The following is a 16,206-nucleotide window of genomic DNA, read 5'->3' as shown; positions in this document are numbered from 1 at the left end:
CGCCGTAGGCATTATGCGCCCTACGGATTTCCAGAGAACTTCGGGTGCTGGGTTCAAGAGCGCCCTCTCCCCAACACCATCGCCACCGGTAAACCCCGTTCGCGAGCAAGCTCGCTCCTACAGGGGCTTTTGTGCCCGCCGGAAACGAAAACGCCGTTTCCCCTCACGGAAGAAACGGCGTTCTCACCTAGCCCACCCGCCTCAGGCGCCGTGGCACTTCTTGAACTTGGCGCCGCTGCCGCAAGGGCACGGATCGTTGCGGCCAACGTCCTTCAGCGGATTACGCACCGGCTCGTGGCTGTGATTGCAGTGCGGGCCGTGCACGTGGTGATGATGGTCATGATCATGGTCGTGGTTGCAGTCGGGACCATGTACATGGGGTTCCTGGCTCATGGGTGCCTCACTCCGGGATGAAATCGCCGGGGATTATCTCGCCATTGCGCGCGATATGCACGGTGCGGCCGAACAGCAGGCCGGTCTTCACGTCGCCTTCGAGGCTGTAGCGGATCGGCTTGTCCGGGTCTTCCAGCAGCTTGACGATGTACTTCATGTGCCGCCAGAGGTTGGTCTGCACCGGCACCTCGAAGAACTGCCGGCCGTTGGCGGGCACGGTGAACCAGACGCTGGATTCGCCTTCGGCCAGGTCGACGTCGTTCAGCTTGACCTTGTAGGCCAGGCCGCGCACCGGCAGGCTGAAGTCGTTCGGGTTGTCGATACGGAAGTGCAGTGTGAACTGTTGCTCTAGCAGGCGGGCTTTCACCACGTCCACTTTCATCAGCTTCACGTCGGGGCTTTCGAAGCTACCGGTCATCCAACTGCAACCGGAGAGGAGCGCGAAAATCCAGACTAGGCTGATAATTCTTATCGTTTGCGCCTGATAATTCATTTCAATCCCCCAAGACGCCCCAGTGTACCAAGCGGCTGCTTGGCCGCAAGTTGTTGTTGCGTTAAAAGAAGTTGTCCCATACTGGGCCGCCCGTCGGCAGACGGGAGAACACAGGAGTGTGATGGATGAGCCGTTTCGAAATCGTCTTTTCCGGTCAGACGCTTCCAGGCGCCGATCCGGAAGCGGTGAAGGCCAACCTGGCCAAGCTGTTCCAGGCCGATGCGCAACGCATCGCCCTGCTGTTTTCCGGCCGCCGCCTGGTGCTGAAGAATAACCTCGACGCCGCCGCCGCCGACAAGTACCGCGCCGCTCTGGAACGGGCCGGCGCGCGCGTCGAGGTGGTGGACATGGCCCCCGCGGTGGAGGAGATCGAACTGGCCCCGCCGCCCGCCGCCGAACCCGCTCCTACCCCGGCACCGGCTGCGGCTACGCCGGGACGGCTGAAGGTAGCCCCGCGCGACGAGTACATGGCGGCCTTCGCCGAGGTGGACGCGCCGGACTTCGGCCTGGCCCCGGTGGGCGCCGACCTGCAGGACGACAAGGCCGAGCCGCGTGCGCCGCAGGTTGACCTCAGCCAGTTCAGCCTGGCCCCGGTGGGCAGCGACATGGGCCAGGCAAAGGCGGACCCCGCCGCGCCGGCGCCCGACACCAGCCATCTGAAGCTGGCCGACTGAGCGCTCAGCCGTTCTGCTGGGGATCGTCCTTGTAGACGAACTTGGGCATTTCCCAGTGGAAACGGATCGCCAGCAGGCGGAACAGGAAGCCGGCGAACAGGGTGATCAGCATGGCCTGCTCGTTGGGCAGCGCCAGCTGGATGCAGATCAGGTAGCACCAGGCGCTGGCGAAGGACACACTGGCGTACAGCTCGCGGCGGAAGATCAGTGGCACGTCGTTGCAGAAGATGTCGCGCAGGATGCCGCCGAACACCCCGGTGATCACCCCGCTGACCGCGGCGATCAGCAGGCTGTGGCCCATCTCCAGGCCGACCTGGCAGCCGATCAGGGTGAAGGCCACCAGGCCGATGGCGTCGAGCACCAGGAACAGCGAGCGCAGGTGGCGCATCAGCGGCGCGATGAACACCGTGACCAGCGCGGCGCCGGCGGTGAGCGCCAGGTATTCCGGGTGGCGCACCCAGGTCAGCGGGTAGTGCCCCAGCAGCATGTCGCGCATCGAGCCGCCGCCCAGGGCGGTGACGCAGGCCACCAGCACCACGCCGAACAGGTCCATGCTGCGGCGCCCGGCCGAAAGCGCGCCGGTCATGGCTTCGGCGGTGATGGCGATGATGTAGAGGACGGTCAGCAGCATGGCGAGGGGCCCGCGAAAAAGCGTGCATTCTAGCCGATGGGCCCGATGCACCCAATGGGTGCATGCGGTGTCCCTCTTTAGGTGGGAACGAATCCTTCGCTATCCACGCCCGCCGGAAAGCCCTGGCTACAGGTGCAAGAGAAGCTCTGACGTAGGATGGGTTGTTGCGATACCCATCACCATGGCCCGATGGGTATCGCTTCGCTCAACCCATCCTACGAGGCACGCCCCGGTGCGTCCGCCGTGTCAACCGATCCACGGCCCGCAGCATTTCTTCAGCTTGCCGCCGGCGCCGCACGGGCAGGGATCGTTGCGGCCCAGCTTGAGCGGCACCGTCGGGTCGAGGAAATACCAGCGGCCGTCGCGCTGGACGAAGCCGGAGCATTCGCGGTGGCTGTGCTCGCCGTTGGCGTCGTGCCAGCGCGCGGTGAAGGTGACGCGGGCATGCTCGGGCGTGCCGCCGAGCACCTCGTGGCTTTCCACCTCCAGGCCCAGCCAGGTGCTGCCCAGGCTCCAGGCGCGGATGGCCTCCAGGTCCAGGCCGGGCTGCTGGGCCGGCAGCGTGGTGTCGCGCAGGTAGTCCACCAGGCCCAGGGCGTAGGCGCTGTAGCGCGAACGCATCAGCGCCTCGGCGGTGGGCGCCGGCTGGCCGGCGTGCAGGCGGCCGCAGCAGTCCGCCAGGGACAGGCCGCTTCCACAGGGGCAGCAGGGCTCGGTCATGGTCACCACCAGTACTTGCCGAAGTTTTCCGGGTTGGCCCAGAACTTGGCGTTCAGCCAATCCGGGACCTGCTTGTATTCACGCAGATCGTAGGTGAACAGCGTGAGTGTCTGATCGTCGCGCTGGAAGCGTTCGCTGGCCTGCATGCCCAGGGCGTAGAAGTCGGTTTCGGCGACGCCGGCCTCGGCCAGGTCGACCAGCACGGCGACGCGGCTGCTGTTGAGGTTGCGGATGCCGCCGACCAGTTGCAGCGCCGCGCGCCGCTCCAGGTGTTCCAGGCAGTCGGCCAGCAGCGCCAGGTCGTAACGCTGCGCCGCCAGTTCCGCCGGCAGCTCGCCCGCGGCGGCGCCGTGCACCTGGCAATCGGGGTGGGCCTGGCGGAAGGCTTCCACGGCGGGAATGCCGCTGGCGCCTACCAGCAGCAGGCGTTGCGGGGCGTAGCGGTCGAGCAGGGCGGCCAGCGCCTGCTGGGGCGTGCGATCGGAAATCATCGGTGTGCGGAAACTCTCGTTCGGAATGCGCAGAGACTAGCCTGTGAACCCCTTCATGGCCTAGTGCTGGCGTATTCGTGCATCGCCGTCTTTACTCGGTAATTGTCGGTTCAGACCCATCTCACAGGAGAGACTGATATATGAGCATCAAAAGGACCGCTTTACCCCTGCTGCTGGTAAGCACGCTGCTCACCGGTTGCGCAGGGTTGCAGAAGTCCGACTGGCCGACCTGCGCATTGGTCGGTGGTGTAGGGGGCGCTGGCCTGGGCTCCATCGAAAGCAGTGCCTGGGCGGGCTGGGGCGCGCTGATCGGCGGCGTGCTCGGCGCGTCCTACTGCTGGGTGCATGGCGAAGGCGAGAAGGTGGTCGAGGCGCCGCCGCCCGCACCGGCTCCCGAACCGGCTCCGGCACCGCTGCCGAAGGAAGAGACCATCGTTGTCAGGGACCTGCACTTCGCCTTCGACTCGTCGAAGATCGACAACCGTGACAAGGACAAGCTCGACACCATCGCCACCCGCCTGAAAGAGGAAGCCTCCACCACCACGCTGGATATCTCCGGCCACACCGACAGCGTCGGCACCGACGCCTACAACCAGAAACTGTCCGATCGCCGCGCCCACGCGGTGGCCAACTACCTGGTGGATGCCGGCGTGCCTGCCAGCAGCATCAAGTCGGTGGAAGGCTACGGCGAAAGCAAACCGGTCGCCGACAACAAGACCAAGGAAGGCCGCGCGGAAAACCGTCGCGTGGAAATCCTGATCAAGCGCCAGTGACACCCGGCGTGTGCTGAAGCGAAAGGGGCCTTTGCGCCCCTTTCGTGTTTCCGCCGCCTATGGAAATCGTCACCGCCTCCGGAGTATGGTGCCGGCACAAGAAACCGGGGGAGCATCTACATGAAGGCTTTTGTGGGGCTGGGCAAGCTGGTTGCCCTGTTGTTCTGGCTGGCGGTGCTGGCCAATCTGCTGCATCCCTTCGCCCATCCGTTCGCGACCCTGCTGAAGGTCGCCGGGGGCCTCATCCTGCTGATCCACATCCTTGAACTGCTGGCGCTCGGCGCACGCCTGAAGGGGCGTTCGTCCCCCTGGCTGGACCGCATCCAGGTCCTGCTGTTCGGCATCTTCCATTTCCTCTCGCTGCCGGCACCGGCCAAGGAGGGCGGTCATGCGTAAGCTGCTGCTGGGCCTGATGCTGCTGGCGCCGATCGAGGCCGCCAGCGCCGCTTCGGTGCAGGTGGAGGCCAATACCGTGCTGCGCCTGCCGGTGAAGGGCGAGTCCCTGAGCCTGGAACACGTCCGCGTGGCGGAGGGCGGCGCGCTGCTGATCCCGTCGCGGGTGAAGGTGCTGCACATCGACGAACTCGACCTGCAGAAGAACGCCCGCCTCGGCGTGTTCCCCGGCGAGCAGCCGCTGCGCATCGAGGTGGCCCGCGGGCACCTCGCCGATGGCAGCGTGATCGCCGCCCAGGGCGCTGCCGGCAGCTTCCATCGCCCGGCCAGCGCCGGCCGCACCCTGACCCTGCACCTGCAGGACGTGCAGGTGGAGAACCTGATGGTCGACGTGCGCGGCGGCGTCGGCGCGCCGGGCTACGACGGCCTCGACGGCGCCAACGCGCGCAGCGGCGGCTGCCTGTGGGGCGGCGCGGAGCAGGGCGGCGACGGCCAGGACGCCGGCGACGGCCAGACCGGTGGCGCCGGCGGCGTGGTGCGCCTGGAAGTGCCCCAGCAATTCCCCGTGGAGTCGCTCAAGGTGCGCCTGGAAGGCGGCGCCGGCGGTGCCCCGGGCAAGCCGGGCAAGGCCGGCGCGCGCAGCGGCGAGAAGGACTGCCTGCTGTACTCGGTGGACGGCGGCAGGGCCGGCCACGACGGCGGAGCCGGCAAGCCCGGCCCCAGCGGCGCCCAGGGCCGTCTGGACGTCGTGCGTTTCTGATTGAAACCGGCGCGGGCCCCGCGGCCCGCGCCAATGTTCACCAGTGCGGGCGCGCGGCGACTATCGCCACCAGCGCCATGCCCAGCAGCAGGTTGCCGCCCACGGTGCGGCGGATGCGTCCCAGCGCCGCGCCGCCGGCGGGCCAGTCGGACGCCTCGATGGCGCGGCGCAGCTCCGGCAGCTGCAGCGCCTGCACCCGCAGGAACAGCGCCAGCATCGCCACGTACAGTCCCATCATCACCTGCACGTAGCGCGGCGCGCCGGCCACGCCATTGAAGCTCAGCTGCAACATGCCGATACCAGTCACCGGCAGCGCCAGCACCGCCACCCAGACCCACACGAAGAAGCGCCGGAACACCTCGGCCCACAGCTTCAGCCGCGCCGGCGCATCCAGCGCGGCGACGGCCGCAGGCCGCAGGATCATCCAGGCGAAGAACATCCCTCCGACCCAGACCAGGGCGGCCAGGACGTGCAGGGCGTAGACGGGGGCAAAGGCGGTCATTCGGCGATCTCCGCTGGCGGTTGAAAATAAGCGCGCTATCATAGCCGCCCAATCGAACCACTGAAAATTTATCCAGCATCCGGACATGTCCCGATGGACAGTCCCGGTGCCCGGGAATTCCATGCTCAGCAACGAACTCAAGGCCACCATCCAGGGCGCCTATACGCGCTTCCTGGAAGCCAAGGAACTCAAGCCGCGCTACGGCCAGCGCCTGATGATCGCCGAAGTGGCCAAGGTCCTGGGCACCATCGAGACCGACGAGGAAGGCCATCGCACCGGCGAGGCCGCGGTGGTGGCCGTGGAGGCCGGCACCGGCACCGGCAAGACCGTGGCCTACAGCCTGGCCGCCATCGCCTGCGCCAAGGCCGCCGGCAAGCGCCTGGTGATCGCCACCGCCACGGTGGCGCTGCAGGAGCAGATCGTCCACAAGGACCTGCCCGACCTGCTGCGCAACAGCGGCCTGGCCTTCAGCTTCGCCCTGGCCAAGGGCCGCGGCCGCTACCTGTGCCTGTCCAAGCTCGACCACCTGCTGCAGGAAGGCCAGGCGCAGAACGCCACGGCCCAGCTGTTCGAGGAAGAAGGCTTCCGCATCGACGTCGACGAGAGCGGCACCAAGCTGTTCAACCAGATGATCGAGCGCCTGGCCGGCAACCGCTGGGACGGCGACCGCGACTCCTGGCCCGAGGCCATCGAGGACGCCCATTGGGCGCAGCTGACCACCGACCACAGCCAGTGCACCAACCGGCATTGCCCGAACTTCCAGCAGTGCGCCTTCTACAAGGCGCGCGAGGGCATGACCAAGGTCGACGTCATCGTCACCAACCACGACCTGGTGCTGGCCGACCTGGCCCTGGGCGGCGGCGCCATCCTGCCGGACCCGCGTGAGACCCTCTACGTCTTCGACGAAGGCCACCACCTGCCGGACAAGGCCATCGGCCACTTCGCCCACTTCACCCGCCTGCGCGCCACCGCCGACTGGCTGGGGCAGGTGGAGAAGAACCTGACCAAGCTGCTGGCGCAGAACCCGCTGCCCGGCGACCTCGGCCGGCTGATCGAGCAGGTGCCGGAACTGGCCCGCGAGCTGCGCACCCAGCAGCAGTTCATGTTCACCGCCTGCGAGGAGATCGGCGACTTCCGCGCCGGCGAGGACATGGAAGGCCGCGAGCGCCCGCGCCACCGCTTCGAGGGCGGGGTGGTGCCCGAGCACATCCGCGAGATGGGCATCGAGCTGAAGAAGGGCTTCGCCAAGCTCACCGACCTCTTCACCCGCCTCACCGACCTGCTCAAGCAGGCCATGGACGGCGAGGGCACCGCCGGCGTCGCCAGCTACCAGGCCGAGGAGTGGTACCCGCTGTTCGGCAGCCTGCTGTCGCGCGCCCAGGGCAACTGGGAACTGTGGACCGCCTTCACCTGCGAGGACCCACAGGACAGCCCGCCCATGGCGCGCTGGCTGACCCTCGCCGAGAGCGGCAGCTTCTACGACATCGAGGCCAACGCCAGCCCGATCCTCGCTGCCGAGACCCTGCGCCGCAACCTGTGGAACGTGGCCTACGGCGTGCTGGTGACCTCCGCCACCCTGACCGCCCTGGGCACCTTCGACCGCTACCGCATGCGCGCCGGCCTGCCGCGCGCGGCGGTCACCGCCGTGGTGCCCAGCCCCTTCCACCACGCCGATGCCGGCCTGCTGCGGGTGCCGGACCTGAAGGCCGACCCGCGCGACGCCGCCGCCCACACAGCGGCCATCGTCCGCGAGCTGCCGGCCATGGTCGAAGGCGCGCGGGGCACCCTGGTGCTGTTCGCCTCGCGGCGGCAGATGCAGGACGTGTTCGACGGCCTGGAGCGCGACTGGCGCAAGCGCGTGCTGATCCAGGGCAACCTGTCCAAGCTGGAGACGCTCAACAAGCACAAGTCGCGGGTCGACGACGGCGAGCCCAGCGTGCTCTTCGGCCTGGCCAGCTTCGCCGAGGGTGTCGACCTGCCGGGGGCCTACTGCGAGCACGTGGTGATCGCCAAGATTCCCTTCGCGGTGCCGGACGACCCGGTGGAGGCGGCGCTCTCGGAGTGGATCGAGGCGCGCGGCGGCAACCCCTTCATGGAGATCGCCGTGCCCGACGCCTCGCTGCGCCTGGTGCAGGCCTGCGGGCGGCTGCTGCGCACCGAGCAGGACCGCGGCACCATCAGCCTGCTGGACCGCCGGGTGGTGACGCAGCGCTACGGCAAGGCCATCCTCAACGCCCTGCCGCCGTTCCGCCGCGAGATCGCCTGAGGCGTGCGGCACCCGTAACAGGGGACGGCGCGCCGTCCCAGGTCGCAAACCCCGGTGGCGCCCGGCGCTGCCCCAAGGACAAGGTTGCATGCGTTCATCCCGTTGGCATCTGCCCCTGCTGTTCAGCCTGAGCCTCGCCTGCGCCCCGCTGTGGGCCGCGCCCAGCGACGACACCCTGTTCAACTTCGTCAAGCCGATGGCCGTGGTCGGCGTCGGGCTGCAGGACGCCGACCTGCCCAGCTCCACCGCCGAGGCCACGCCCGAGGGCGAGATCCTGCGGCGGGTGAAGTTCCACCCGGCGGCGCGCCCCACGCTCACCCTCAAGCCCGCCAGCGGCAGCTGGGACTGGTCGCGGGCCGACGCCATGAGCCTGCGCATCCAGAGCGCCATGGACTGGGCGCTGACCCTGGAGATCGACATCGACAACCTCGACGGTACGCCGGGCCTGCACGCCAGCGTCGCACTGCCCGCCGGGCCGGCGCAGACCCTGCTGGTGCCGCTGCAGGCCACCGCGCCGCAGCTGTTCGGCATGCGCGCCGGGGTGCCGATGCCGATGAGCCTCGACGGCCAGCGCGTGCTCATCGCCCCGGTAGTCACCGGCGAGCTGCAGCGCAACAAGGTCGGCGCGGTGCGCATCTACCTGAACGCCCCGAAGGCGGCCCAGGACATCCTCGTCGGCCGCTTCGGCACCCGTTCCGGCGGCGACGAGCTGCGCAAGGCCTACACCGGCATCATCGACGCCTACGGCCAGTCCACCCGCAGCGACTGGCCGGAGAAGGTCAAGAGTGTCGAGCAACTGGCCAACGCCTGGAAGGCCGAAGGCGAGCAACTGAAGAAATGGCAGGCCCAGGCGCAGCCCACCGACACCTTCGGCGGTCTGCTGGAAGGCCCGGACTTCCAGGCCACCGGCTTCTTCCGCACGGAGAAGCGCAACGGCCGCTGGTGGCTGGTGACGCCGGACGGGCACCCGTACTGGTCCCTGGGCGTGAACACGGTGAACAGCGAAAGCAGCCAGACCTACGTCGAAGGCCGCGAATACATGTTCGCCGAGCTGCCCGCCGAGGGTGAGCCGCTGGCCGACTTCTACGGCCAGAGCGACGACCGCGACGGCGTCGGCGCCCAGCAGGGCAGGGCCTTCGGCCACGGCCGCTGGTACGACTTCTACGCCGCCAACCGCTACCGCGCCACGGGCGGGCTGAGCGGCCAGCCGGCTGCTGACGCCTGGCTGGAGCGCACCCTGGCGCGCCTCGACGCCTGGGGCTTCAACGGCCTGGGCAACTGGAGCCAGCCGGCCTTCGCCGGCGCCTCGCGGATTCCCTACAGCCTGCCGCTGGCCGTCGGCGGCGACTACGCCACGGTCAGCACCGGCTACGACTGGTGGGGCGCCATGCCCGACCCCTTCGACCCGAAATTCGCCATGGCCGCCGAGCGCGCCATCGCTATCGCCACCCGCGACCACCGCGAAGACCCGTGGCTGCTCGGCTACTACGCCGACAACGAACTGGCCTGGGCCGGACAGGGCAGCGAGCCGCGCAACCGCTACGCGCTGGCCTTCGGCACCCTGGCGCTGTCCACCGACAGCCCGGCCAAGCGCGCCTTCATCAAGCAACTGAAGGACAAGTACCACGAGCACGAGGCCCTGGCCAAAGCCTGGGGCGTCGAGCTGGGCGCCTGGGAAGACCTGGACGCGCCGGGCTACCAGGCCCCCGCGGTGCAGGCCGAACACCCGGCCATCGAGCAGGACTACAGCGCCTTCCTGCGCCTGTACGCCGACCAGTACTTCAAGACCCTGCGCGACTCCCTCAGCTGGCACGATCCCAACCACCTGCTGCTGGGCGGGCGCTTCGCGGTGAACACCCCCGAGGCCCTGGCCTCCTGCGCGCAGTATTGCGACCTGCTGAGCTTCAACCTCTACGCACCGACGCCGCAGCAGGGCTACGACGCCGCCTACGTGCGCAGCCTCGACAAGCCGGTGCTGATCAGCGAGTTCCACTTCGGCTCGCGCGACCGCGGCCCGTTCTGGGGCGGGGTTTCCGAGGTGTACAACGAACAGCAGCGCGGCGAGCGCTACCAGCAGTTCCTCGCCGCCGCGGTGAAGGACCCGCAGATCGTCGGCGCGCACTGGTTCCAGTACCTCGACCAGCCCGCCAGCGGCCGCCTGCTCGACGGCGAGAACGGCCACATCGGCCTGGTCGGCATCACCGACCTGCCGTTCGCCGGCTTCATCGACGCGGTGCGCAAGGGCAACCAGCAGGTGATGAAGGCCATGCTGGAAGAGGCCCGCGCCGCCGCCAAGGCGGCGCCCGAGGCGCCCACCCCGCGGGTCGATCCGGACGCCACCGCCAGCGCCGCGCCGGAAGCGCCGGCGGTGCAATAGAGCGGCATTCGCCGCGGCCATGATGGCCGCGGCCCTACCCGGGTCGGGTTCACAAGCCGGCGGGGGGCTGGAAGAATGCGTCTTTCGCCCACAGCCCGGAGTGCCCCATGACCCTGCAAGGCCATTGCGACAGCCGCTTCACCCCCGTAGCCGACGCCTTCGCCGCGCTCTTCGAGGACCCGCAGGAGCGAGGCGCCGCGCTGTGCATCCAGGTCGGCGGCGAGACCCTGGTGGACCTCTGGGCCGGCAACGCCGGCAAGGACGAGGGCCAGGCCTGGCAGGCCGACACCATCCTCAACCTGTTCTCCTGCACCAAGACCTTCGCCGCCGTGGCCGCCCTGCAACTGGTGGGCGAGGGCCGCCTGGAGCTGGACGCCCCGGTGGCGCGCTACTGGCCGGAGTTCTCCGCCGCCGGCAAGCAGGCCATCACTGTGCGCCAACTGCTCTGCCACCGCGCCGGGCTGCCGGCGCTGCACGAGATGCTGCCCGCCGAGGCGCTGTACGACTGGCAGGCCATGACCGCCGCGCTGGCCGCCGAAACGCCCTGGTGGACGCCGGGCAGCGAGCATGGCTACGCGCCCATCACCTACGGCTGGCTGATCGGCGAGGTGATCCGCCGGGTGGATGGCCGCGAGCCCGGCGCCGCCATCGTCGAGCGCACCGCCAAGCCGCTGGGGCTGGACTTCCACGTCGGCCTGGACGACGCCGAGTTCCCACGCGTGGCGCACATCGCCCGGGCCAAGGGCAACCTCGGCGACGCCGCGGCGCAGCGCCTGCTGCGCACCCTGATGAGCGAGCCGAGCGCCCTGAGCACCCGCGCCTTTACCAACCCGCCGTCGATCCTCACCAGCACCAACAAGCCCGAGTGGCGGCGCATGCAGCAGCCGGCCGCCAACGGCCACGGCAATGCCCGCGCCCTGGCCGGTTTCTACGACGGCCTGCTGCAGGGCAAGCTGCTGGATGCCGCGCTGCTCGCCGAGTTGACCTGCGAGCACGCCCGCGGCGAGGACCGCACCCTGCTCACCGGCACCCGCTTCGGCCTGGGCTGCATGCTCGACCAGCCGGAACTGGCCAACGCCACCTACGGCCTCGGCCCGCAGGCCTTCGGCCACCCCGGCGCCGGTGGCTCGGTGGGCTTCGCCGACCCCGAGCGCAGCCTGGCCTTCGGCTTCGTCACCAACACCCTCGGCCCCTACGTGCTGATGGACCCGCGCGCCCAGAAGCTGGCGCGCATCGCCGGCGACTGCCTGTAGGCGCCCCGGGCCAGACGCCGCGCAGCGCCTGGCCGACGAAGCGGCGGAACCTTCCGCCGCGGCTCCGCTCGAATGGCGACTTCATGGGGAAACCGCGCCGGGTTTCGTCGCGTTTTTTCCCCCGCTGCTACGGCCGGGGTTCCACCGCTCGTCAGTTGAAGAGCAAAATGCCCATTTCCCTTAGTAAGTTATGTTCGAATCTTGATTCGCGACATTAACTTGTGTCCGTCCCTGTTGCCCAAGACCGTCCAATGGAATTCCGCCCATGAGACTGCTCAAGCTTTCCACCCTGACCCTCTGCGTCACCCTCGGCGCCTGCAGCCACTTCCAGTCCCAGGACGCCGCCGCGCCGGCGCCTAGCCAGGCCAAGGCCGACGGCGGCAGCCACTGGTGGTGGCCGTTCGGTAACACCGAAGCCAGTGCCCAGACCGAGACCAAGGCTCCCGCCGCGGTGCCCAAGCCGGTGGTGGCCCAGGTGGACGCGGCCACCGACAAGTCCGCCGGTGGCCACTGGTGGTGGCCCTTCGGCGATTCCGCCTCGGCCCAGGCCAAGGCCGACAACCCGGTGGCCGCGCCCAGCGCCCAGGACACCAAGGCCTGGCTGGACCAGCACGAAGCCGCCGTGCGCGCCGCCGTGGCCGGCAGCAAGTTCAGCGTCGAACGCCGCGACAACGCCCTGGTGCTGACCGCGCCGGTGGACGGCTCCTTCAATCCCAAGCGCCAGGAACTGCTGCTGCCGATCACCCTGGCGCCGCTGGCCAACGTCGCCAAGATCGTCGAGAAGGACCCGCAGGCCGGCGTGTTCATCCTCGGCCACAGCGACAGCAGCGGCGACAAGGCGGCCAACGACAAGGTCAGCCAGCAGCGCGCCGTGGCCATCGCCGCGATCTTCCGCCTGAGCGGCCTGGGCAACGACCGCCTGCGCTACAAGGGCGTGGGCGACGCGCAACCGATCGCCGACGACAAGACCAAGGCCGGCCGCGCCAAGAACCGCCGCGTCGAAGTCATGCTGACCCCGCGTGGCGGCCTGCTGGCCCTGGCCCAGAGCAACTGAAGCAGCGCGGCGCTTGTCGCCGGTCAAGCAATCTCGCCTGCCACTGGTTAAGCTAATGCACTGGCTTTTTCGAGGAGACGACGATGGCCCAGACCCTGGCCGACATGCGCCGCGAATACACCCGGGACGGACTCTGCGAGGCCCAGGCGCCCGCGGAGCCCTTCGTGCTGTTCCAGCAATGGTTCGAGGACGCGGTGAAGACCGAGCAGTTGCCGGTCGAACCCAACGCCATGACCCTGGCCACGGTGGACGCCGACGGCCAACCGCATTGCCGCGTGCTCCTGCTCAAGGGGCTGGACGACCGCGGCTTCACCTTCTTCAGTAACTACGACAGCGCCAAGGGCGACCAACTGGCGGCCAACCCGCGCGCGGCCATGACCTTCTTCTGGCCGGCGCTGGAGCGCCAGGTGCGCATCGAAGGCCGGGTGGAGAAGGTCTCGCCGGAAGAGTCCGACGCCTACTACCGCGTGCGCCCGCTGGGCAGCCGCCTGGGCGCCTGGGCTTCGCCGCAGAGCCGGGTGATCGGCAGCCGCGAGGAGCTGGAACGGCTGCTGGCGGAAACCGAGAAGCGCTTCATGGACGTCGCCCCGCACTGCCCGGACCACTGGGGCGGCTACCGCCTGCTGCCGCAGCGCATCGAATTCTGGCAGGGCCGCCCGAGCCGCCTGCACGACCGCCTGAACTACCGTCTGGTGGACGGCGCGTGGCAGCGCGAGCGCCTGGCGCCCTGATCCCGCACGGTGCTTTTCGTAGGATGGGTTGAGCTTGCGAAACCCATGCGGTCACAGTGATGGGTATCGCTTCGCTCAACGCCATCCTACGGCGGCTCGTACAAAGCTCCGCGCCCTTCTATGTAGGAGCGCGCCCTGCGCGCGAATCGCGGGCAGGGCCCGGCGGGCACGGCTTCTCGTAGGAGCGAGCTTGCTCGCGAACAGACTCCGCTGCGGGGCTCATTCGCGAGCAAGAACTAGGCGTCCCCCTCTATCCTACGAAGAGCGTCCCGGCGCGGCCTGCAAGGCAGCTGCTCCTACAGGTGTAGGGCGTACAACCGTTCGCGGTGTACGCCGTTACACCCATCCCAGCATCGACACCATGGTCGAGCCGAACCCGCAGTCCGCCCCGGCTCCCGGCATGAGTCCGAGTGGGATACGGCCAAGGTCAAGCGGCGGATAACCGCGAACGGTTATCCGCCCTACGCCAACCCTTTCCTCCGCTGCACGGCGTTGTAGGATGCCCCCTACATACCGACACCGGACCCGCCCATGAAACTCGTCATCGCCCCCGATTCCTTCAAGGAAAGCCTGTCCGCCCCCGAGGTCGCCGCCGCCATCGCCCGCGGCTGGTCGCGGGCGCGGCCGCTCGACGAGATCCTGCTGCGGCCCATGGCCGACGGCGGCGAGGGCACCGTGGATGCGGTGCTGGCGGCTACCGGCGGCGAGCGCCGCGAATGCGCGGTGCGCGGGCCGTTGGGTGCGCCGGTACAGGCCCATTGGGGCTGGCTGGAGGAGGGCGCCGCGGTGATCGAGATGGCCGCCGCCAGCGGTCTGCACTGGGTCGCTCCTGAGCTGCGCGACGCCACCCGCACCACCAGCTACGGCACCGGCGAGCTGATCCGCGCGGCGCTGGACGCCGGCGCGCGCAAGATCATCCTCGGGCTCGGCGGCAGCGCCACCAACGATGGCGGCATGGGCCTGCTGCAAGCCCTGGGCGTACGCTTCCTCGACGAACGCGGCGAGCCCCTGGGCGACGGCGGCGCGGCGCTGGCCGGGTTGCACGCGATCGACCTGGCGGGCCTGGACCCGCGCCTGGCTGCAGTCGAAGTGGAAGTCGCCGCCGACGTGAACAATCCACTGTGCGGCGAACACGGCGCCTCGGCGGTATTCGGCCCGCAGAAGGGCGCCAGTCCCGAGCAGGTCCGCCAGCTCGACGCCGCGTTGGCGCGCTACGCCGAAGTCGCCGCGCGCACCCTCGGCCAGGATCACAGCCTGTTCCCCGGTGTGGGCGCGGCGGGTGGCCTGGGCTTCGCCGCGCGGGCCTTCCTCAGGGCGCGCTTCCGTCCCGGCGTGGAGCTGGTGGCCGAGGTTTCCGGCCTGGCCGAGGCGCTGCGGGGCGCGGACCTGGCGATCACCGGCGAGGGCCGCCTGGACGAGCAGAGCCTGCACGGCAAGACGCCCATCGGCGTGGCTCGGCTGGCACGGGAGGCCGGGGTTCCGTTGATCGCCCTGGCCGGCAGCCTGGGCAAAGGCTATGGTCGCTTGCACGAGGCGGGCATCGCCGCGGCCTTCAGCCTGGTCCCGGGGCCGATCAGCCTGGCCGATGCCATGGCCGGCGCCGCGGGCGAGCTGGAGGCGCGCGCCGAGGAACTGGCGCGCCTGTGGAGCCTGGCTCAGCCGGCGCGGTAGTCGTCGGCGGCGCGCTGCAGCCAGGCCGGTAGCTCGCTGCGCGACACGCCTTCGTCGCGGGCCAGTTGCAGGCACTGCAGCAGGTACTCGCGCTTGTGCGGGTCGTCGCCGGCCAGCGACAGCGCCAGGTCGCGGTCCATCCAGCGGCGGATGCGCACGAACAGCCACCAGTGGAAGTACAGGCCGGCGGCGGTGGTGACGACGATGATGAAGTAGTCCATGGGCCTTCCTCGTGGGGATGCTGACCTTACCCCTGGCGGGATGGGGGAATGAACGCGCGCTTTTGCCGCAGCTGTCGGAAGAAGCTGTACGGCGGCTGAATCGAACGAAAACTTTGACCTGGCCGGCGTGACAGCAAGTGGCGCGGCAGAGTCTAATATTCACATATCTATCCGGAGGTTCCCGTATGCGTAAATCCGCCTTCCTGCTCGCCGGTTTCACTGCAGTGGCCCTGGCCCTCGGCGGCTGCCAGTCCAGCCTGACCGGCGACACCTACAGCCGTGACGAGGCCCGCACCGTGCAGAACGTGCGCTGGGGCACCATCGAAGCCCTGCGTCCGGTGAAGATCGAGGGCACCAAGACGCCGATCGGCGCCGCGGCGGGCGCCGCCGTGGGCGGCATCGGCGGCAGCGCCATCGGTGGCGGCAAGGGCAGCTACGTGACCGCCATCATCGGCGCCGTGGCCGGCGGCCTGCTGGGCGCGGCCACCGAAGAGGGCCTGACGCGCACCCAGGGCGTGGAGATCACCGTCCGCGAAGACGACGGCAGCTCCCGCGCCTACGTGCAGGAAGTCGACCAGGGCGCCATCTTCCGCGTCGGCGAGCGCGTGCGCATCCTGACCGTCAACGGCACCAGCCGCGTTTCCCACTGATCGGCCCGCTCCGCCCACCCGGGCGGCAGCCTTTCCTGGCGCGCGACACCGGTTTCCGGTGTCGCGCGCTATCGTTTCCGGGTAGCGCTTTTTCCCGTGCCCAGCCTTTCGTAATAGTTCTATCCAAGACGCACATTCGATAGATATGGATAA

Annotated in this window: 18 protein-coding genes; 11 read left to right on the top strand and 7 right to left on the bottom strand. The window is 69.2% G+C overall.

What is annotated here, in order from left to right; all coding sequences use genetic code 11:
- Positions 1-201 precede the first annotated feature (201 nt).
- Complete coding sequence (locus tag BM060_RS01485; protein ID WP_009620699.1) at positions 202-393, bottom strand: SEC-C metal-binding domain-containing protein; 192 nt, start codon at positions 391-393, stop codon at positions 202-204.
- A 7-nt stretch (positions 394-400) separates the two neighbouring features.
- A complete protein-coding gene (locus BM060_RS01480) occupies positions 401-886 on the bottom strand; it encodes an LEA/WHy family protein (protein WP_009620697.1) in 486 nt (161 codons plus the stop codon).
- A gap of 125 nt (positions 887-1,011) precedes the next feature.
- Here BM060_RS01480 and BM060_RS01475 point away from each other — a divergent pair, with 125 nt between their 5' ends.
- Positions 1,012-1,560, top strand: coding sequence for a hypothetical protein (locus BM060_RS01475; protein ID WP_064582203.1), 549 nt, complete (start codon positions 1,012-1,014; stop codon positions 1,558-1,560).
- A gap of 4 nt (positions 1,561-1,564) precedes the next feature.
- Here BM060_RS01475 and BM060_RS01470 read toward each other — a convergent pair whose 3' ends face one another.
- From BM060_RS01470 to BM060_RS01460, 3 genes are all read right to left on the bottom strand, one after another.
- Complete coding sequence (locus BM060_RS01470; protein ID WP_135499864.1) at positions 1,565-2,191, bottom strand: trimeric intracellular cation channel family protein; 627 nt, start codon at positions 2,189-2,191, stop codon at positions 1,565-1,567.
- Between the two features lie 246 nt (positions 2,192-2,437).
- The gene (locus BM060_RS01465) at positions 2,438-2,911 is read right to left on the bottom strand and encodes a YchJ family protein (RefSeq protein ID WP_043272511.1); all 474 of its coding nucleotides are present in this window, start codon (positions 2,909-2,911) and stop codon (positions 2,438-2,440) included.
- 2 nt (positions 2,912-2,913) lie between these two features.
- Positions 2,914-3,402: a DUF6231 family protein gene (locus BM060_RS01460; protein ID WP_074976643.1), complete on the bottom strand. Its 489-nt coding sequence runs from the start codon at positions 3,400-3,402 to the stop codon at positions 2,914-2,916.
- A 140-nt stretch (positions 3,403-3,542) separates the two neighbouring features.
- Here BM060_RS01460 and BM060_RS01455 point away from each other — a divergent pair, with 140 nt between their 5' ends.
- The 3 genes from BM060_RS01455 (at position 3,543) to BM060_RS01445 (ending at position 5,328) form a co-directional block, all read left to right on the top strand.
- Entirely contained in the window at positions 3,543-4,175 is a 633-nt protein-coding gene (locus BM060_RS01455; RefSeq protein WP_009620687.1) for an OmpA family protein, read from the top strand.
- 120 nt (positions 4,176-4,295) lie between these two features.
- A complete protein-coding gene (locus BM060_RS01450; RefSeq protein ID WP_043315788.1) occupies positions 4,296-4,571 on the top strand; it encodes a DUF1145 domain-containing protein in 276 nt (91 codons plus the stop codon).
- Positions 4,564-5,328 carry a hypothetical protein gene (locus tag BM060_RS01445; protein ID WP_074976641.1) on the top strand — a complete coding sequence of 255 codons (765 nt, stop codon included), beginning with the start codon at positions 4,564-4,566 and terminating at the stop codon, positions 5,326-5,328. Before BM060_RS01450 ends, BM060_RS01445 begins: the two co-directional genes overlap by 8 nt.
- A 37-nt stretch (positions 5,329-5,365) precedes the next feature.
- On the opposite strand, the gene BM060_RS01440 is transcribed toward BM060_RS01445, so the two are convergent.
- Positions 5,366-5,830, bottom strand: coding sequence for a CopD family protein (locus tag BM060_RS01440; RefSeq protein ID WP_061560892.1), 465 nt, complete (start codon positions 5,828-5,830; stop codon positions 5,366-5,368).
- A 121-nt stretch (positions 5,831-5,951) separates the two neighbouring features.
- Here BM060_RS01440 and dinG point away from each other — a divergent pair, with 121 nt between their 5' ends.
- From dinG to BM060_RS01410, 6 genes are all read left to right on the top strand, one after another.
- Positions 5,952-8,096 (top strand): ATP-dependent DNA helicase DinG, encoded by a 2,145-nt coding sequence (dinG, locus tag BM060_RS01435; protein WP_074976639.1) that lies wholly within the window; start codon positions 5,952-5,954, stop codon positions 8,094-8,096.
- Between the two features lie 88 nt (positions 8,097-8,184).
- Complete coding sequence (locus tag BM060_RS01430; RefSeq protein ID WP_074976638.1) at positions 8,185-10,473, top strand: beta-galactosidase; 2,289 nt, start codon at positions 8,185-8,187, stop codon at positions 10,471-10,473.
- 107 nt (positions 10,474-10,580) lie between these two features.
- The gene (locus BM060_RS01425) at positions 10,581-11,726 is read left to right on the top strand and encodes a serine hydrolase domain-containing protein (protein WP_074976636.1); all 1,146 of its coding nucleotides are present in this window, start codon (positions 10,581-10,583) and stop codon (positions 11,724-11,726) included.
- 265 nt (positions 11,727-11,991) lie between these two features.
- On the top strand, positions 11,992-12,780 hold the full coding sequence (locus BM060_RS01420; RefSeq protein WP_074976634.1) for an OmpA family protein: 789 nt from the start codon (positions 11,992-11,994) through the stop codon (positions 12,778-12,780).
- 83 nt (positions 12,781-12,863) lie between these two features.
- Complete coding sequence (gene pdxH, locus BM060_RS01415) at positions 12,864-13,511, top strand: pyridoxamine 5'-phosphate oxidase (RefSeq protein ID WP_074976631.1); 648 nt, start codon at positions 12,864-12,866, stop codon at positions 13,509-13,511.
- Positions 13,512-14,042: 531 nt separating this feature from the next.
- Complete coding sequence (locus tag BM060_RS01410) at positions 14,043-15,182, top strand: glycerate kinase family protein (protein ID WP_074976629.1); 1,140 nt, start codon at positions 14,043-14,045, stop codon at positions 15,180-15,182.
- Here BM060_RS01410 and BM060_RS01405 read toward each other — a convergent pair.
- Positions 15,167-15,403: a hypothetical protein gene (locus BM060_RS01405; RefSeq protein ID WP_009620668.1), complete on the bottom strand. Its 237-nt coding sequence runs from the start codon at positions 15,401-15,403 to the stop codon at positions 15,167-15,169. The two genes, BM060_RS01410 and BM060_RS01405, sit on opposite strands and share 16 nt — an antisense overlap.
- A gap of 185 nt (positions 15,404-15,588) precedes the next feature.
- On the opposite strand from BM060_RS01405, the gene BM060_RS01400 reads away from it, so the two are divergent.
- Positions 15,589-16,053, top strand: a complete 465-nt coding sequence (locus BM060_RS01400) for an outer membrane lipoprotein (RefSeq protein ID WP_009620666.1) — start codon at positions 15,589-15,591, stop codon at positions 16,051-16,053.
- Positions 16,054-16,206 lie beyond the last annotated feature (153 nt).

This window comes from Pseudomonas citronellolis (assembly GCF_900112375.1).
GTDB lineage: Bacteria > Pseudomonadota > Gammaproteobacteria > Pseudomonadales > Pseudomonadaceae > Pseudomonas > Pseudomonas citronellolis.
Note: the sequence above shows the minus strand (reverse complement) of the source record. Positions and strands in the feature narration are given on the sequence as shown.

What these genes read in the sequence shown, in the direction of transcription:
- BM060_RS01400 (WP_009620666.1), top strand. Translation starts at nt 15,589, where the DNA reads ATGCGTAAATCCGCCTTCCTGCTCGCCGGTTTCACTGCAGTGGCCCTG.
- BM060_RS01465 (WP_043272511.1), bottom strand. Translation starts at nt 2,911, where the DNA reads ATGACCGAGCCCTGCTGCCCCTGTGGAAGCGGCCTGTCCCTGGCGGAC.
- BM060_RS01450 (WP_043315788.1), top strand. Translation starts at nt 4,296, where the DNA reads ATGAAGGCTTTTGTGGGGCTGGGCAAGCTGGTTGCCCTGTTGTTCTGG.
- BM060_RS01420 (WP_074976634.1), top strand. Translation starts at nt 11,992, where the DNA reads ATGAGACTGCTCAAGCTTTCCACCCTGACCCTCTGCGTCACCCTCGGC.
- BM060_RS01470 (WP_135499864.1), bottom strand. Translation starts at nt 2,191, where the DNA reads ATGCTGCTGACCGTCCTCTACATCATCGCCATCACCGCCGAAGCCATG.
- BM060_RS01410 (WP_074976629.1), top strand. Translation starts at nt 14,043, where the DNA reads ATGAAACTCGTCATCGCCCCCGATTCCTTCAAGGAAAGCCTGTCCGCC.
- BM060_RS01425 (WP_074976636.1), top strand. Translation starts at nt 10,581, where the DNA reads ATGACCCTGCAAGGCCATTGCGACAGCCGCTTCACCCCCGTAGCCGAC.
- BM060_RS01405 (WP_009620668.1), bottom strand. Translation starts at nt 15,403, where the DNA reads ATGGACTACTTCATCATCGTCGTCACCACCGCCGCCGGCCTGTACTTC.
- BM060_RS01445 (WP_074976641.1), top strand. Translation starts at nt 4,564, where the DNA reads ATGCGTAAGCTGCTGCTGGGCCTGATGCTGCTGGCGCCGATCGAGGCC.
- BM060_RS01440 (WP_061560892.1), bottom strand. Translation starts at nt 5,830, where the DNA reads ATGACCGCCTTTGCCCCCGTCTACGCCCTGCACGTCCTGGCCGCCCTG.
- BM060_RS01475 (WP_064582203.1), top strand. Translation starts at nt 1,012, where the DNA reads ATGAGCCGTTTCGAAATCGTCTTTTCCGGTCAGACGCTTCCAGGCGCC.
- BM060_RS01460 (WP_074976643.1), bottom strand. Translation starts at nt 3,402, where the DNA reads ATGATTTCCGATCGCACGCCCCAGCAGGCGCTGGCCGCCCTGCTCGAC.
- BM060_RS01455 (WP_009620687.1), top strand. Translation starts at nt 3,543, where the DNA reads ATGAGCATCAAAAGGACCGCTTTACCCCTGCTGCTGGTAAGCACGCTG.
- BM060_RS01485 (WP_009620699.1), bottom strand. Translation starts at nt 393, where the DNA reads ATGAGCCAGGAACCCCATGTACATGGTCCCGACTGCAACCACGACCAT.
- BM060_RS01430 (WP_074976638.1), top strand. Translation starts at nt 8,185, where the DNA reads ATGCGTTCATCCCGTTGGCATCTGCCCCTGCTGTTCAGCCTGAGCCTC.
- dinG (WP_074976639.1), top strand. Translation starts at nt 5,952, where the DNA reads ATGCTCAGCAACGAACTCAAGGCCACCATCCAGGGCGCCTATACGCGC.
- BM060_RS01480 (WP_009620697.1), bottom strand. Translation starts at nt 886, where the DNA reads ATGAATTATCAGGCGCAAACGATAAGAATTATCAGCCTAGTCTGGATT.
- pdxH (WP_074976631.1), top strand. Translation starts at nt 12,864, where the DNA reads ATGGCCCAGACCCTGGCCGACATGCGCCGCGAATACACCCGGGACGGA.